Raw genomic sequence first — 16,154 nt, 5'->3', positions numbered from 1 at the left:
CATGCGATCGCATGCCTTGATTGTAAAGCAAAGGTCGCTTATTTAAACAATACCCATGCCAAAATAGCTAAAATCACCAACACGATTAGTGAAATTAAACCCACAGAGGCATTTTTCTGCTGTTCTTTCTCTTGCTCCACACGAGAAACAGGCTGTTCGACAGGCACAGGTGTTGGCTCTGCTTGAACTGCATGAATATCCACACCTTCTGGAATAGGTGCTGGTTTTGGTACTGCCACGCCTTGCGGCATACCATCACGGTTTAATTGCACAGAACTGTCACGTTGATTCAATTCAGGCATTCCCTGCTCGTTCATTTGCTGTGCAGGTGTTTTTTCTGTTTGTGCTGTGACTTTTTCAGCAGTTTCGGCGACATCTGCCGCATGTTCCAATTCAACCGCAGGCGCAAATACTGAAAACTTTAAGCTGGCAAATTGGACGATATCACCTTCTTTAAGTAAGGTTTCATCGGCAATGCGTAAATCATTGACAAAAGTGCCGTTGGAAGAATTTAAATCTTGCACATACAGTACCTGTTCTTTGAGTAAAAAAGCCGCATGTTTACGTGAAATTTCTGCCGATTGCAGCACTAAATCTGCACTTTGATGACGCCCCACCAACATATCACGGTCGATACTAATTTCTTGGCCAGTAAATTCACCGCTAATTGCTTGTATTTTCCAAGTCATAAATAACTTCTCTCGTGTGATTTGAAGACATCATAACATGCCCTTAACCACAATCTGCGTAGGATACGATTAAGGTGTAGCGCGAATTGTGGTTGTGGTGACTGTATTTTTAGTTTTACTGACTTCCTGCTGCGGCAAAACTACACCTTGACGCTGTACCGCAGGTTCAATCACAACAGGGGTGCTCACCACCGTTGCTGCACGGTTTGCAGGCACTGCTGACGGCAGTGTTTGATAAGTTCCTGTTTGCGGCGCAACGCGAGAGACAGGCAAACGCTGCTGATAGACATCGCTAACATTTTCAGGCAGTTTGGCAAAGCTACCATCAGTATCCATCGCCAATTGAAGACTATACAATTGGCTATAACGCTGCTGCGAAATACGGCGGATGTCCTGACTATCACCCACAATCGTTGGGTGAATAAAAATTAATAAATTACGTTTTTGATTAGATTGACCATCTGAGCGGAATAAACGCCCTAACCCTGGAATAGCCCCCAAACCTGGCACAGCCTGACGACTATAAATCGAGTTATCCGAAATTAAGCCACCTAAGACAATGGTTTGCCCATGTTCAGCCAAAATCGAAGTTTTAATTGCACGTTTACTGGTGACTAAATCCTGCGCCTGACCTTTATTGGCTTTGACATCCGACACTTCTTGCTCAACTTCCAAGCGTAGTGTTCCGCCTTCACCAATATGTGGCACCACTTTTAAAGTCACCCCGACATCTTTACGCTCAATGGTGGTATACGGATTTGCCACACCGCCATTGGTAGATAATGAACCTGTTACAAAAGGAACGTTTTCACCAACCACAATATAGGCTTCTTCATTGTCCATAGTCACAATAGATGGCGTAGACAATAAATTGGATTTGGTTTTTTCTTTCAAGGCCTGAATCATCGCACCATAAAGTTTGCGTGAACCATCAGAACCTTCGCGATAATCACCCAAAACCAAAGATGTACCTGCACCAATCGCACTGCCTGCTCCTGCTGCACCGCCAGTTAAATAGCCTGCAGCAACATTTTTTAAACTTGCACCAATATTGTCAAAATTAATTAGACCGATACCGCTGCTTAAATCGCCCAATGCCCACTGCACACCCAATTGGTCGGCATCGGTACCTTCCACTTCTATAATCGCAGCTTCAATCAACACTTGTTGACGACGGGTATCTAGTTGCTGAATGGCCGATTCAATTTCACGCATCAACTGCGGATCGGCTTTGACCACCAAAGCATTTTGCGAACCATCGGCAATAATACTGACGCCATTACCATTAAAACTGGTGATGTTGTTTTGATTGTTGCTATTCGAGCTGCCACCCAAATTAATACTTGGGGTAGAAATGGTCGATGAATTGCCTGTGTTGTTATTGGTGCTGCTTAAATTACTAGCACTGTTGTTGTTACTGCTGCTATTTGCATTAGCGCTGCTGCTCACCGCCTGTCCTGAAACCAGACCTTGCAATATTTCTGCTAAATTCTGTGCACTGGCATATTTCAAGCGAAAAACCTTCAAACCACCCAAACGATCTGCCGCAGGCACATCCATCATTTCAATCATTTGACGAATGCGTTTACGTGTTGCGGTATCGCCTTTGATGATAATACGATTGGTACGGTTGTCCGCCACAATACGCACACGCGAACCTTTAACATCTTTCGCTGCCCCTGTCGAACTCATCGACTCAAGCAAGCCAATGACTTCTTCGGCTTGACTGGATTGCAGGCTAATCGCTTCAATGTCATTTTGCCCCGTACCATCTAGATTACGGATAATGCTTTCTAACTGATAAATGTTACTGGCACGATCTGACACGATTAAGGCATTAGTACCCCCGACAGCAGACAAATGCGCAAATTGCGGCATGAGCGGACGCAAGGCAGGAATCAGGTCATTGGCATTGGTATTTTCCAGCCAAATGACCCGCGTTACAATTTGGTCACCACGCGCATTTTGACGGCTGTCATAAGGAATACCTGAGCTTTTGACATTACTGTCAGGTACAAGGCGAATGGTATTGCCTGATGGAATAGCTACCACACCATTCACATTCAACACCCCTAAAAATAGGTCATAGACTTCATTTTTATTCAAGGCTTTGTTGGAAATCACCGTGACATTGCCACGCACACGCGGATCGACTGCAAAGTTCTTGCCCGTAATATCGGCCACTTCATTAATAAATGCAGTTAAGTCCGCATCACGTAAATTAATTTTCCAGGTTTGCGCATGACTCGCAGTACTCACCATTGCAACAAGCGGTGCAGCAGCCAGTAATGCCCAAAATGGACGCTCATAATTCAATAAAGCCATAATCTACTGTGTTTCCTAACCCTAAATATGTCTCTGCATGTAGTTACGATGCCGATCCATTTAAAAATTTTGTTGTATGGTCATCACTTGATCACCACGTTTTATTTCTAATTTCACTTGACCTTCACGACGCGCTTGTTCCAATAACTGCGCATCGTTTTGCCCTTGCCCGACACTCTGCCCATTTAAAGACAAAATACGGTCACCTGGCTGTAAACCCAATTTATTTCTTAAAGCGGCTGGCGTACGTGTGGTCACTTCATAACCATTGCCCGTATTTGCCTCAACACCCATCTCTTTTAAATATTGTTCGCGATCTTCCTGTATGCGCTGCACTGCCTGTCCAATGGCGTTATTCGGTTGTATGGACTGCGTAGGTGTAGTTACAGGAGCTTGATTACCACTTAAGATTGAAGGCAAAATAGGTTGATTTAAACCATTTTCGATGCCCTTAAACAACACTTCACGCGTTGCACCACTGCTATGACGTAAAATCACCCGATCCCAATAGACTTCTGCCAATTGGTACTGACTCGAATCAATCACATCGCCAACACGGTAGCGCTCTGCCACGTCATTCACTTTAATGACCGCAGAAGAAAACTGACTCGGCTGCCCAACCACCACACCTTGCAAGGTCATATTTAATTGATCATCGACAGTGTTGCTGTGCCCAAGTTCTTGAAACAATGCAAAGGATGAAATATTCGGGATTTGTGGTTGCTGTGAACCTAACTCTACCCGATCAATTTGCATGACTTGAGGCGGCGCAACAACCCACCAAAATAAACTCGCCAGTTTCCAACATAGATACAAAATCAAAAAAGTTAAAAGTACAGGCGCAGCACGATCAAACTGCTTCCAGTGCAAATTCTCCAATCGTTCAGAGAGTGTACGCATTAGAAACCTCCTTTTAATAGAGGTTGGCGAGTACTGATTACATAGGTATCTAAGCCCGCTTTGCCCTCATAAGAGGCAATGTTCATCAATAAGCGTTGTGTAAGTTGTACATCTAGCATCAAGCTTTGATCAAGCGCAATATTCAGCATTTTTTGTTCACGTTGATCGCGAATATCAAATAACAGTTTGCCATTTTCATCAGACAAGCTGCCTTTTAACGCAGGGATACTCATACGGTCTTGGCGTTGAGCAAAACGATACAGCAATTCCCCACCCGCCCACTGCAATTGTCCTTTGCTTTTAGTGAAGCCTTGTTGTTTTTTAAAATTCAAATGAATGTCTTTAAGTTGAATAGCATTACTTGGCCACTGCCAGTCTACAATACTTTTTAAGGTTTCTGGCGCAACTTGCCCATCTAAGGATTGCACCAAGACACTGCCAAAACGATAGCCAACAATGCCTTCGAGTTTAGTATTGCCACTATGCACTTCAACATCGGCAGCGACACGCAATAAAACTAAATCTAAAGGACGTGTATTCCAACTTAAAGAGCCACGTAACTGTCCTTTATGCCAATCGGCTTGTCCTTTCCAAATATTACCACTCACATTATGTAAGGTCTGATTGTTTTTATAAAATTTTGAAATTAACCACGCTGCTGGAATTTGTAACAACACAAAAAACAAAAATGCAATGAGGGCGAAAATCCACCACGTGATGTATTTGGGTTTCTTTATCATGCCACCACGACCAACCTTACTAATTTTTCTATGAATGACTTTTATAACACTCACACATTATGCACACTTTTTCGGCATCGCCAATTGATACCGATAAAAAAACCAAGCTGTATTGCTTGGTTTTTGAACTCTAAGTCAAATCAATGACAAATTGATGAAGCTTAGATTAGAAAATCTTCAAGTTTTGCGCCTTTTTCTAATTCAGCGACTAACCAGCGTGGTTTTTTACCACGACCAGTCCAAGTATCTGTAGGGTTTGTTTTGCTACGATAACGTGGCGCTACAGTTTTACGCGGGCTTTTCTTACGCTTGCTTTCGCCAACTTCCAAAATCTGCTCAATGCTTAAACCCAAATTGTCTGCAATCGCTAAAATTTGATTATAGGCATCTTCAATAGCTTGATCTTTTTTCGTTGCAATTAATGCTTCCGCTTCCGCTTGTAAATGCTTTAACTGTTCTACAGACAAATTACTAATATCAGGCATCATACTTACTCCAAAACTATGCTTTTTATATTCAGTTATTAAATTAAGCAGATTCATTCTATTTTTATCAAACTGAAGCGTCAATAAAAACCCTACTACTCTACATATAAATAACAGTGGGACATATTATGAACTGATTATTAAGATTTAATCAAGAATATGCTGTACGGTTTTTTCTATTTTATGAATACCCACGCGCACATTTTCAGGGATTAAGGTTTTTTGCATATTGACGCAATCCACACATACAATCACTGCATCTGCCTCTGCCACCACCATTTGCTGTACTTCACTGTAAATTAAATAATGCATACGCATGGCACTATTACGCAACTCTTCTACCCGAACGCCAATTTTTAAAATATCAGGATAAACCACAGGACGTATATATTTGCACTGATTTGAGGCAATCACAGTCAAAACATCTTGCTGTAAAATTTTTAAATGGTCCAAATAATATAAACGCGCATTTTCAATATAACGGTAATAGATCACATTATTGACATGCCCAAAAGCATCCATATCTCCCCATGCGACACGCTGCTCAAAAACAATTGGATAATCTGCTAGTGTTAACACAACTCACCTTTAAATTTTAATTTCGACAAAATTAGAATTATTTTCAAAGATTAAATTTAACTGTTTCAATAATTCAGGCTGATCTTTTAAATTAGATTTAACTCTTAAATAACTCATTAATACGTGTTCGGGATATAAATCCAGTAATTGTTCGGCTTCTGAATAACGTGCTGTTGCCATAAAAATATGCCATTTAGCAAAACTAAATACAGGTAATACAGGATATTTATGTTCCCACAAATTTATTTGCTGTTCAATTTTTGCATAATCGGGTTGCTGTTTTAACAACTGATGTTGAAACCATAAATAAAACACTTCCTGATTAAACTGTTCACTCAACATATGTACCGCAAGACGTTCATGTTGTGCGGCTAAATCAGGCAAACGCGATAACAACTTCAACCACAACACCTGAATGGCATAAGGCTGACTGAAAATCTGTTCCCCCAAATCGCAATAACGCTGCTGCAAGGCCTGTAAATTTTCTGCATCGGCCTGCTCAAATTGTGTTAACAACTCGGTCAGCCACTTTTGTTTGGTGTCTGCATCTAAATGCCCGTATTTGGTCGAACGTAAATAATGCCAAGGATATTTCGTGGCAAACTCACCCCACAAAGCAACTAAACGCTTTTGATAAGCCGTTTTGACTTTAAATAACCACGGCGATAATTCTTGCTGATTCAGAAACTCTAAATGTGTCAAAGCTTGTTCAGGTTGCTGCTGCGCTAAATAAATTTCAATACGCTGTATTTCTGCCAATTCAAATGCCATAGCACTGCTTTGATTTAATGCATCCAACGCTTGCGGATATTGCTGTTGAATGGAGTACATACGTGCTTCCATCACCCCTTTGAGCAAACCCGACTGAGCAAAGACCTGTCGAATAAACTGGTGTTGATCTTCAGCAGCATCTAGCAACCAAATGACCGCCAATTGCTCATAAGGATGCAGATTTTTAAAGTTAAATACTGTTTCAACCTTACGCTGCTCACGGCTAAAATAGCGCTTTAACAACAACCATAAAATTTGTAGCGAAACACTGATCGACAAGAAAAAGAACAACAACAACCAAATATTGGTTTGCAATTGCCATTCGCGCCAATACACATAAACATAGCCTGAACCATACCCATAACTCAGTACGCTCAGCAAAGCAATCAGTACAATACTGACCACCACATAGGCGAGTAAAATCTGTTTCATTTATACCGCTCCCAATAAAGCACGCGTTTTTAAACTTGGCGCTGGAACGATATTTAAGTTTTTAATTTTTTCTAATTGCTGAACCAATTGCTGTGCTTTCTGATCAGGCAATTGTTGTAATAACTGAATAATGTCATTCACTTCTTGTTGATATTGCACGTATTGGCCTTGCATAAATACTTGTCGAGCAAGCAATAGACGCAATTGTGCCTCTTTTAAAATAATCTGGCGCTGCATCAACTGTGTTGCAGGTTGCTTGGCTGATTCAATACTCAGCCATTTTTGCCAAAAATAACGATCATCGACATCAGCAGGGTTCATCTCAGGTTGTTGAACTTGCTGTTTTAATTGTTGATCTAACTGTTGCAACAACTGACTCACTTGTTGATATTGTGCATCGCGTGTTGTTATAAATTGTTGAATTTGTTTCTGATCTTGCTGAATAACTTGATGCAAACTTTGTTTCAAAGCTGGCGCTAAAGCATATTCGTTTAACTCACGGTCTAAATTTTCCAGCATTTCGGTTGCATAGTGAAATTGCTGTTGCTGTAAGGAAAATTCCACCAAGTCCAATTGCCGCGCTACCATCTCCATTGGTTGAATAGCATCTTCTTGCGGTACAGCGCTGGATACTGCGGACTGTTCTGCTGCATCTTGGGTATAATTACGGCGTTGTAAAGCCACCAATTGATCATTTAAATTGGCATTGGTTTTTTCTACAAGATGCAAACTTTGACTGAGTTGCTGTTGTTGCGCCGAAATTTGCATCACATCAAAACTTAATTTGACGATCCAGATCAAAGCAATCAACACCACGATCACAACCAGTTTTTTCATAGCTTTCCTTGCATGCGCATCATTTGCTGCAATATTAATTCTGTTTTTAAATGGGTCAACTTCAATACTTTATATTTTGTATGATGTTGCGTTTGATAATCGAGCAAAATTTTCTCTAAACGATCACCCAATACCCAATAATAACCTTTGTTCAGTAAATCAAAATCCTGCTGAATCAAGCTCAGCCAGTTTAACCAACTGGCTTCACTGCTAATCATCATGATAAATTCTGAAGATTGTATTAAACGTGCGCGTACTGCCAGCATTTTTTCAATAGAACTGGCTGGACATTCCCGCCTATATAACACAAAATTATGTACATGCATCCCTTGATCAAGCAGCGTTTGCATCATAAATTGCCGACCACCTTCACCACGCCAAAAGGCAATTTGTGTGCCGACTTTTAAATTTTGCAAATACGGCAAACTCAACATCCCTTCGGAAGTTTCAACCTGCGGAACTTCGCTATGAACACCATATCCGCGTAAAACTTCTGCAGTTTTCTCACCCACAGCCACCCAACGTATATGTTGCAAATCCTGCAAGGATATTTGGCTTTGGGCTAAATATTCCATCCCAATATCGACAGCAGTAGGACTGACCACCACAATAATATGTGTGTGTGGCAACTGGGTGTATAAATTAGCCAGTGGCTCTGACCACGGCTGTGCAGAAAGCTGCAACAAGGGCAAGTCAATGACCTCAATATGCTGTTGTTGCAAAGCCTGAGTTAAGGCCTCTGCACGATCTTGAGGTCGGGTATTAATGAATAGCATGGGCTTCTGGCGCAATATGGACTATTGATACAGGGCTTTAAGTAATTCACCCGCACCTTGTGCCAATAAAGCTTTTGCCAATTCTTCACCTAACATTTCAGCCTGCTCAGGCACACCATATTGCACAGCTTTAAGAATGGTTTTCCCATCGACACTGCCAACACGACCCTCAATTTGCAATTGACCATTCTGCAAAGTTGCATAGCCTGCAATGGGTACCTGACAACCGCCTTCTAAGTAAGCATTAAAAGCACGTTCGGCACGTACACACATATTGGTTTCGGCATGCATTAACGGCAAAATCAAATCCAGCACCGCCTGATCTTGGCTACGACATTCCAGCCCCAAAGCTCCTTGCCCCACTGCAGGTAAGCTCACCGCAGGCTGAATGGTATGGCGAATACGCTCTGCCAAGCCCAAACGTTTTAATCCTGCGCTGGCTAAAATAATTGCATCATACTGACCATCATCTAGCTTAGACAGGCGCGTGCCCACATTGCCACGTAAATCAATAATCTCTAAATCTGGACGTGCTTTTAAAATTTGACATTTGCGGCGCAAGCTTGAGGTTCCGACTTTAGCGCCCTGTGGTAAATCTGCAAAACTGGCATAATGATTCGATACAAAGGCATCGAGCGGATCCTCTCGCTCACAAATGACCGCCAAGCTCAGACCTTCAGGCAATGCCATGGGTACATCTTTCATGGAGTGTACGGCTAAATCGGCACGCCCATCCATTAATGCAGCTTCTAATTCTTTGACAAATAAGCCTTTCCCCCCAATTTTTGCCAGTGGGGTATCTAAAATTTTATCGCCCTGTGTAACAAAAGTCACCAACTCAACAGTTAAATCGGCATGCATCGCCTCTAAGCGGGCACGAATGTGTTCAGCCTGCCATAACGCAAGTGGGCTTTGTCGAGTAGCAATTTTCAGGGTTTTCATCATAATGGCTAAGCAAGATAAATAAGTTCATCTAAACTTAACCTGATCCCCTAAAAATGCAAGTCTATTTCTTTGCCGATTTATCAATCTGTTGCGTATTCATCTGCGATGAGACTGACCAACTAGAGTTTTTGGATGCGTTCTCGTAATAAAGGTAAATGTCTTCGGCTAACAGCCAAACGCTCATTTAGCTCGCGGCAACGCACCTGATACTGTCCTGAATTGACCACTTCTAGCCCCTCCAAAAACTGAATCGAGACCAAAGCATTTCGGTGAATCCGAATAAATTGATCACCAAATTCGCTTTCTAAATCTTTCAGCGTTTCATCAATCAAGATACTGCCATTTTTATGACGCACCGTAACATATTTCTGATCGGCTAAAAAATAATAGATATTTTCTATAGGCACCAACTCTACACCACGATAAGTTTTCGCAGCAATTTGGTGACGTTTTATTTTAAATTCGTCCATATTTTCTTTTTGTTTTAAATGACTCATCTGCGCTTGCGTGAGTTTTGTTAAATGATCTAAAACCTGTTGCAATTCCTGTTGCATAATAGGTTTCAACAAATAGCCTTCCGCATGGGACTTAAATGCCTCGAGTGCATGTCTATCGTAGGCGGTACAAAACACAATGGCTGGCATTGGGTCAAGCTCACGCAAATGTTGAGCGCAACTTAAACCATCCATTCCCGGCATTTGAATATCTAGTAATATGACATCCGGCTGATGTTCATCTGCCAGTTCAATCGCCTGTTGCCCATGAGCTGCCGTTGCCACTACATGATGCCCCAATTGAGTGACCAAACGTGATAATCGCTCTCTTGCTAGAGGCTCATCATCACAAATTAGGATGTCCATTTCCCCTCCTTTTCATTTGAATACTTTATTTTTATCAAGTTAAGAAAAATCAGAACAATTACATGTTTTTATTTATAGCGATATTGCAAAACCGTGGTGTACATACCTTTCCCCGCATAACTTTGAAAAGCGACACTACGTCCATAATAAGCCTGTAAACGCTGCTTCACGTTTTGTAGTGCAATACCGTGTCCTTGTTTTAAATTTATTTTATCGCTGACATACGGATTTGTAATGACAATATTGACTTGGTTCTGCAATATTTCAATCAATATACTTATATTACTCTTTGCTAAAACTTTTTCAACTCCATGAAAAATACTATTTTCTAATAAGGGTTGTAAAGTTAATAAGGGAATTTGTACCTGACTGAGCAGTTGCGGTTGTTCAATTTTCCACTCTACGCTCAGGCGTTCGCCTAAACGAATTTGTTCAATGTCTAAATATCGCTGGCAAAGTTCGATCTCATCTTTCAGGCTAACCAGTTTTAATTCTTGGAAACTGGCACGAAATAAACGCGACAAATTGAGCAACATTTGCTCGGCCTTATCGGGATCTATGGCAATGAGACTAATCACATTATTTAAACTATTAAACAGAAAATGTGGATGAATACGCGCCTGCATGGCATGTACCCGCGCTTGTAATTCACTATGCCGTTGCTGAATCGCCTGTTCACGCACATAAATATAACGAAAGCAAAATGCGCCCAATAACACGCCATAACTCAAATGCAGTCCAACGCCATGTAACAGATCATCTATACCAAATTGTTGTAGATGAAAGTTTTGCCCAAAATGCAACAAGGTATTTAAACTGAGTGTGGTCAGCAATACGATGCCTTGCAGCAGCAAAAAACTGACCAAAAAAGATAAGCTCAAGCCCATACGTAAAAAACGCGCCTGAAAAAACTCTACCAAGGCAGTAAAACACAACACCACCCAATTGATATAGAGCACGTATTGCAGCACCCGAGCAAAACTTAAGCCGTGCCAACCTTGTGCCTCAGCCAATGCCAAGACCATCGCCAAGGCATTACTGCCAATAAATAATTCAATTAGATATTGCCAACGTCCTATTTTCGTAAAAAAATACATCTCATGTTGTTCTGCCTGCGTATCAGCATAAGTTTGATTGGCTTGTTCTTCGGCAAGTGAATCTGAATTTGTTATACTCTTGTCCAAATCACCGCTTTTTACTTTATTGAGCCGATATGACCACATCTTCTAATTCCTCAAATCCGTCACAAGCCCAAACTTCGGGTATGTGGGGCGGTCGTTTCTCTGAAGCGACTGATGCTTTTGTTGCTGAATTTACAGCATCTGTTCAATTTGACCAACGCTTTTATAAACAAGATATTGCTGGCTCAATTGCGCATGCGACGATGCTTGCCAAAGTAGGCGTACTTACAACTGAAGAGCGTGACGATATTATTCAAGGTTTAAATACCATTCAGGCTGAAATTGAAGCAGGTCAATTTGAATGGCGTATTGACCTTGAAGATGTCCACATGAACATCGAATCACGTCTTACTCAGCGTATTGGCATTACAGGTAAAAAATTACATACAGGTCGTAGTCGCAATGACCAAGTAGCAACCGATATTCGTTTGTATGTCCGTGACGAAATTGATGCCATCTTAGAATTATTAAAAAAATTACAACACGGTATTTTGAGCTTGGCAGCCAAAAACACGCACACCATCATGCCTGGTTTTACCCATTTACAAACCGCACAGCCTGTGACTTTTGGTCATCACCTTATGGCGTGGTTTGAAATGCTGGTACGAGACTCTGAGCGTTTAATTGACTGCCGCAAACGTGTTAATCGCATGCCTTTAGGTTCTGCTGCTTTGGCAGGTACTACTTACCCAATTGACCGTGCTTTTACCGCAGAATTATTGGGCTTTGAAGCTGTATCTGAAAACTCGCTAGATGCCGTATCAGACCGTGATTTCGGAATTGAGTTTAATGCCGCTGCATCTTTAATTATGATGCACTTATCGCGCATGTCTGAAGAACTAATTTTATGGACATCGGCACAGTTTAAATTTGTGAATATTCCAGACCGTTTCTGTACTGGCTCGTCCATTATGCCGCAGAAGAAAAACCCAGACGTACCTGAATTGGTACGTGGTAAAACAGGTCGTGTTTATGGTGATTTAATGAGCCTGTTGACCCTAATGAAAGGTCAACCGCTTGCCTACAACAAAGACAACCAAGAAGACAAAGAACCTTTGTTTGATGCAATTGATACCGTACGCGGCTCGCTCATGGCATTTGCCGATATGATTCCTGCTTTGGTGCCCAATATTGCAGAAATGCGTGAAGCTGCATTACGTGGTTTCTCTACGGCAACTGACCTTGCAGATTACTTGGTAAAAAATGGCGTGGCATTCCGCGATGCACATGAAATTGTAGGTAAAGCCGTAGCATTGGGCGTACAAGAAGGCAAAGATTTGTCTGAACTTAGCCTAGAACAATTACAGCAATTCTCAGATTTGATTCAAGCCGATGTATTTGAAAAAGCACTAACCCTTGAAGCCTCTGTAAATGCACGCGATCATATTGGTGGTACGGCGCCTGCACAAGTTGCAGCGGCAATTGAACGTGCCCAAACACGTCTTGCTCAACTTTACGCATAATCAGGAAGTGAGAGATGTCTAAACTAGTATTTTGTCGTAAATATCAAACAGAAATGGAAGCGATGGATTTCGCTCCTTTTCCGGGTGCCAAAGGTCAAGAATTGCTTGAAACGGTATCTAAACAGGCTTGGCAGGAATGGCTTAAACACCAAACTACGCTCATTAATGAAAAGCGTTTGAATGTGTTTGAACCTGAAGCGAAAAAGTTTTTGGAAGAACAACGTGAGAAGTTTCTCAACAATGATGCCAGCTTGGAAGTCGCAGAAGGCTTAAAACCTCAAAACTAATCCAAGTACTGTTTTTTCATTTTCAGAAAATTCAAACCTTGTTCGTTTTACAATTAAAAGAGTCTTTAGCAAGGCTCTTTTTTTATGGCGTTATTGATGATGGATTGCAGCAACAACACTTTAAATAAATGAAAATAGATTCAAAAAGTTAAGCTGATTTCCTATTTTACTTCTGGATTGAAACGTATAATTTACAGTCACAATGCTACATCGATACATAGATGAATCACTGATTTTAAAGACAATAACGTAAAAACAATCACACTAAAAATAATGTAATTTGAAAATACATTTGCATATAAAACGTTACATTCCACTACAATAAACCACATGATTCTTGAGTGCGATTTTCCTATACTTATCATCAAGGATATAAGCAATGATCTCTCACTATAATAAGTATTCTCCATTTCAATCTCAGATTTCCCCCAAAGTCTGAGATTTTTTTTATCCAAAATTCAGGCTGTTTCAAACTCTTAAAGCTTACTCAAAATCAACAAGAATAATTTTAAGCAAAAAAAACCCCATCGTTCGATGAGGCTGAATATTCAAAAAAGCTGAACTTAGCGTTCCTGTACTTTTTCTTCAATTTCTTTGACGCTGGTATGGCGCACATCAAAACCTTTCACCATATAGATGACTTGTTCAGAAATATTACGCGCGTGGTCACCAATACGCTCCAATGAACGCAACACCCACATCACATTGATTACACGTGAAATATGACGCGGATCTTCAATCATATAAGTCATCAGGGTGCGAGTTGCAGATTGATATTCACGGTCAATATCGGCATCTGCCAACAATACACGTAGGGCCTGATCTACATCTAAACGTGCAAAAGCATCCAATGCATCATGAATCATGACACGTACTTGGTTGCCAATATGACGGGTTTCCATATAACCTCGTGGCGAACCACCTTCTTCACATAAGTTTTGGGCAATACGTGCAATTTTTGCAGCTTCGTCGCCAATACGCTCTAAATCAGTATTGGCTTTAGACATGGCAATGACCATACGCAAGTCGATGGCTGCAGGATGACGACGTGCCAAAATCAAAGTTAAGGCTTCGTCAATTTCGGTTTCCATGCGGTTAACCACATTGTCTTGGAATTGCACTTCTACCGCCAACGCTGCATCAGTATCCAAGAGTGAATGAATCGCATTGGCAACCTGCTGTTCTACCAAACCACCCATGGTCATAAATTTGGTATTTACATCCTGCAAATCTTCATTGAACTGAGAAGAAATATGGTGACTTAACACAGGATTATTCGTACTCAAGGAATACTCTCCACAACAAAAGGATAGACTGACGCAATGATTCAATATTAAAGCACAGCAATGATGACGTTTTTATGACATTTTCTCACTAAACTCTCAAGTCTGATCGTTTCCGTTTTTAAACAACATACCTTATGCGAATCACAAAATGATTTTATATGGCTTTCTGAATCAACCAAGCATTCATTTCCTGCACATCTTGTTCGGTCAACTGCCCTACTGCTGCTTTTAGTTGTAGCACATGCTTTAGATAGTCATACTGCGCATTGAGATAATCCTGTTTGGCAGAAAAGGCGTTGCGCTGTGCCAACAGTACATCTACCATGGTTTTTAAACCTTCCTGATATTGCGCTTTAGATGCTCGTGCCACCAAATCTGCAGAATTCATTGCAGCCTGCCTCGCCTGCAATTTAGCTTGATCAGTTTCGACTTGTAAATACGCCTGTTTCACATCGGTATGGGCTTTACGAATCGCAGCATCTAATTCAGCTTCAGATTTTTTTACCAAAACCGCTGCCTTTTGCACATTGTTATTGACCCGCCCACCGCTAAACACATTCCAGTTCATTTCAATCCCGACCTGATCAAACTGACCATCGGGTGACATAATACTTTCAGGGCTTTGTTTGGCATAACCATAACTGCCCACAGCTTCCACCTGCGGATAACGTGCTGCTTGTTCAACCCGACGTGCATCTTCGGCATATTGGCGTTGTAAACGTGCCTGCTGAATGGCTAAATTTTGAGTTTGTGCCAATTGCGACCATGCCTCTAAACTTTCAGGCACAGGTTTTTGAAATGGAAAGTCATCTCGCAAAACCGCCAAACTTTCCTGATACGGCCCAATTAATTGTGCCAACTGCTCTTGTGCCAAAACCAACTGCACATGTGTGCCAATCCGGTTTGCCCGTGCATTTTGATATTGTGCATTGGCTTCACTGACTTCACTTTTCGCGACCAAACCCTCGCGCAGTTTGGCATTTATCATATTAAGCTGTTCCAGCAAGGCTTTTTCTTCTTGTAAATATGCTGCGGTTAAAGACTGTTGTCGCAGCACATTAAAATACGCTTCCGACACATTCAAAATATGTTGCTGTTGTTGTAAACGTAAGGTGACTTCACCCAGGCTTAGCGAGGTTTTGACTTGTTTTAAAGCTTGCCAAGCATCCCAACGAAATAAAGGCTGACGTGCTGTTAACGCGACTTGACGTGAAGTTAAACTGCTTAAAGAGTCAGTTAGAAAACTCATTTCCTGACTTTTACGGGTGATATTGCCTGACAAAGTCACCGTGGGTAGTAAATTACCTTGCGCTAGCCCGAGATTTAATTGATCGGCCTGATATTGTAATTGTTGTGCAAGCCAAGTTGGATCGCTATTTTGAGCACGCTGATAGGCTTGCATTAAGTCCAAAGCAAAAGCACTTGAACTCATCCAACATAAGCATGTCACCAACATCATTTTTTTCATTATTTTTCGATCAACCCACTCTGTAATTTCGTCAATCCTACTGCAATGTATTTTTACACCGCCCATACTAAAGCGAATTTTCATTTGTTTCGTATAAATTTCATTAATTTTGATAATTTTTCATATCATT

16 protein-coding genes are annotated in these 16,154 nt (G+C 41.2%); 2 read left to right on the top strand and 14 right to left on the bottom strand.

All coding sequences use genetic code 11. From position 1 onward, the window contains the following. Positions 1-38: 38 nt before the first annotated feature. The 12 genes from AC0T5Z_RS01665 to AC0T5Z_RS01610 all read right to left on the bottom strand — a co-directional run bounded on the left by AC0T5Z_RS01665 (position 39) and on the right by AC0T5Z_RS01610 (position 11,562). On the bottom strand, positions 39-689 hold the full coding sequence (locus AC0T5Z_RS01665; protein WP_291337774.1) for an FHA domain-containing protein: 651 nt from the start codon (positions 687-689) through the stop codon (positions 39-41). A gap of 69 nt (positions 690-758) precedes the next feature. Then, positions 759-3,014, bottom strand: coding sequence for a type II secretion system secretin GspD (gene gspD / locus AC0T5Z_RS01660; RefSeq protein ID WP_435337142.1), 2,256 nt, complete (start codon positions 3,012-3,014; stop codon positions 759-761). 60 nt (positions 3,015-3,074) lie between these two features. Next, positions 3,075-3,914 (bottom strand): type II secretion system protein N, encoded by an 840-nt coding sequence (locus AC0T5Z_RS01655; RefSeq protein WP_291337779.1) that lies wholly within the window; start codon positions 3,912-3,914, stop codon positions 3,075-3,077. After that, a complete protein-coding gene (gene gspN / locus AC0T5Z_RS01650) occupies positions 3,914-4,654 on the bottom strand; it encodes a type II secretion system protein N (RefSeq protein WP_291337781.1) in 741 nt (246 codons plus the stop codon). The genes AC0T5Z_RS01655 and gspN overlap by 1 nt, the downstream gene beginning before the upstream one ends. A gap of 161 nt (positions 4,655-4,815) precedes the next feature. Beyond that, the gene (locus tag AC0T5Z_RS01645; RefSeq protein WP_180112339.1) at positions 4,816-5,142 is read right to left on the bottom strand and encodes an H-NS histone family protein; all 327 of its coding nucleotides are present in this window, start codon (positions 5,140-5,142) and stop codon (positions 4,816-4,818) included. Positions 5,143-5,286: 144 nt separating this feature from the next. Further along, on the bottom strand, positions 5,287-5,718 hold the full coding sequence (locus AC0T5Z_RS01640; protein ID WP_291337787.1) for an acyl-CoA thioesterase: 432 nt from the start codon (positions 5,716-5,718) through the stop codon (positions 5,287-5,289). Positions 5,719-5,727: 9 nt separating this feature from the next. Then, on the bottom strand, positions 5,728-6,921 hold the full coding sequence (locus AC0T5Z_RS01635; protein ID WP_435337141.1) for a heme biosynthesis protein HemY: 1,194 nt from the start codon (positions 6,919-6,921) through the stop codon (positions 5,728-5,730). Continuing rightward, positions 6,922-7,758: a hypothetical protein gene (locus AC0T5Z_RS01630; RefSeq protein ID WP_291337791.1), complete on the bottom strand. Its 837-nt coding sequence runs from the start codon at positions 7,756-7,758 to the stop codon at positions 6,922-6,924. Then, positions 7,755-8,534: a uroporphyrinogen-III synthase gene (locus AC0T5Z_RS01625; protein ID WP_435337140.1), complete on the bottom strand. Its 780-nt coding sequence runs from the start codon at positions 8,532-8,534 to the stop codon at positions 7,755-7,757. Before AC0T5Z_RS01625 ends, AC0T5Z_RS01630 begins: the two co-directional genes overlap by 4 nt. Before the next feature lie 21 nt (positions 8,535-8,555). Further along, complete coding sequence (hemC, locus tag AC0T5Z_RS01620) at positions 8,556-9,476, bottom strand: hydroxymethylbilane synthase (protein WP_435337145.1); 921 nt, start codon at positions 9,474-9,476, stop codon at positions 8,556-8,558. A gap of 122 nt (positions 9,477-9,598) precedes the next feature. Continuing rightward, positions 9,599-10,339 carry a LytR/AlgR family response regulator transcription factor gene (locus tag AC0T5Z_RS01615; RefSeq protein ID WP_435337139.1) on the bottom strand — a complete coding sequence of 247 codons (741 nt, stop codon included), beginning with the start codon at positions 10,337-10,339 and terminating at the stop codon, positions 9,599-9,601. 68 nt (positions 10,340-10,407) lie between these two features. After that, a complete protein-coding gene (locus AC0T5Z_RS01610; RefSeq protein WP_435337138.1) occupies positions 10,408-11,562 on the bottom strand; it encodes a sensor histidine kinase in 1,155 nt (384 codons plus the stop codon). Between AC0T5Z_RS01610 and argH the strand changes: the two genes are divergently transcribed. Both argH and AC0T5Z_RS01600 read left to right on the top strand, forming a co-directional pair. Next, a complete protein-coding gene (gene argH, locus AC0T5Z_RS01605) occupies positions 11,553-12,983 on the top strand; it encodes an argininosuccinate lyase (RefSeq protein ID WP_171458207.1) in 1,431 nt (476 codons plus the stop codon). The genes AC0T5Z_RS01610 and argH overlap by 10 nt on opposite strands. A gap of 14 nt (positions 12,984-12,997) precedes the next feature. Continuing rightward, a complete protein-coding gene (locus AC0T5Z_RS01600; RefSeq protein ID WP_291337796.1) occupies positions 12,998-13,270 on the top strand; it encodes an oxidative damage protection protein in 273 nt (90 codons plus the stop codon). Positions 13,271-13,833: 563 nt separating this feature from the next. Here the strand turns inward: AC0T5Z_RS01600 and phoU are convergent. Next, on the bottom strand, positions 13,834-14,556 hold the full coding sequence (phoU, locus tag AC0T5Z_RS01595; RefSeq protein ID WP_168418393.1) for a phosphate signaling complex protein PhoU: 723 nt from the start codon (positions 14,554-14,556) through the stop codon (positions 13,834-13,836). A gap of 154 nt (positions 14,557-14,710) precedes the next feature. Continuing rightward, entirely contained in the window at positions 14,711-16,024 is a 1,314-nt protein-coding gene (abuO, locus tag AC0T5Z_RS01590) for a multidrug efflux outer membrane protein AbuO (protein ID WP_435337137.1), read from the bottom strand. Positions 16,025-16,154 lie beyond the last annotated feature (130 nt).

The organism is Acinetobacter pengchengensis (assembly GCF_982235305.1).
The sequence above is the reverse complement of the archived record's forward strand: the minus strand, read 5'-3'. Positions and strand labels throughout refer to the sequence as shown.

Excerpts from the sequence above, each read along its gene's own strand:
- gspN (WP_291337781.1), bottom strand. The coding sequence starts at position 4,654 with ATGATAAAGAAACCCAAATACATCACGTGGTGGATTTTCGCCCTCATT.
- argH (WP_171458207.1), top strand. The coding sequence starts at position 11,553 with ATGACCACATCTTCTAATTCCTCAAATCCGTCACAAGCCCAAACTTCG.
- gspD (WP_435337142.1), bottom strand. The coding sequence starts at position 3,014 with ATGGCTTTATTGAATTATGAGCGTCCATTTTGGGCATTACTGGCTGCT.
- abuO (WP_435337137.1), bottom strand. The coding sequence starts at position 16,024 with ATGAAAAAAATGATGTTGGTGACATGCTTATGTTGGATGAGTTCAAGT.
- AC0T5Z_RS01665 (WP_291337774.1), bottom strand. The coding sequence starts at position 689 with ATGACTTGGAAAATACAAGCAATTAGCGGTGAATTTACTGGCCAAGAA.
- AC0T5Z_RS01600 (WP_291337796.1), top strand. The coding sequence starts at position 12,998 with ATGTCTAAACTAGTATTTTGTCGTAAATATCAAACAGAAATGGAAGCG.
- AC0T5Z_RS01635 (WP_435337141.1), bottom strand. The coding sequence starts at position 6,921 with ATGAAACAGATTTTACTCGCCTATGTGGTGGTCAGTATTGTACTGATT.
- AC0T5Z_RS01615 (WP_435337139.1), bottom strand. The coding sequence starts at position 10,339 with ATGGACATCCTAATTTGTGATGATGAGCCTCTAGCAAGAGAGCGATTA.
- AC0T5Z_RS01655 (WP_291337779.1), bottom strand. The coding sequence starts at position 3,914 with ATGCGTACACTCTCTGAACGATTGGAGAATTTGCACTGGAAGCAGTTT.
- AC0T5Z_RS01645 (WP_180112339.1), bottom strand. The coding sequence starts at position 5,142 with ATGATGCCTGATATTAGTAATTTGTCTGTAGAACAGTTAAAGCATTTA.
- hemC (WP_435337145.1), bottom strand. The coding sequence starts at position 9,476 with ATGAAAACCCTGAAAATTGCTACTCGACAAAGCCCACTTGCGTTATGG.
- AC0T5Z_RS01630 (WP_291337791.1), bottom strand. The coding sequence starts at position 7,758 with ATGAAAAAACTGGTTGTGATCGTGGTGTTGATTGCTTTGATCTGGATC.
- AC0T5Z_RS01625 (WP_435337140.1), bottom strand. The coding sequence starts at position 8,534 with ATGCTATTCATTAATACCCGACCTCAAGATCGTGCAGAGGCCTTAACT.
- AC0T5Z_RS01610 (WP_435337138.1), bottom strand. The coding sequence starts at position 11,562 with ATGTGGTCATATCGGCTCAATAAAGTAAAAAGCGGTGATTTGGACAAG.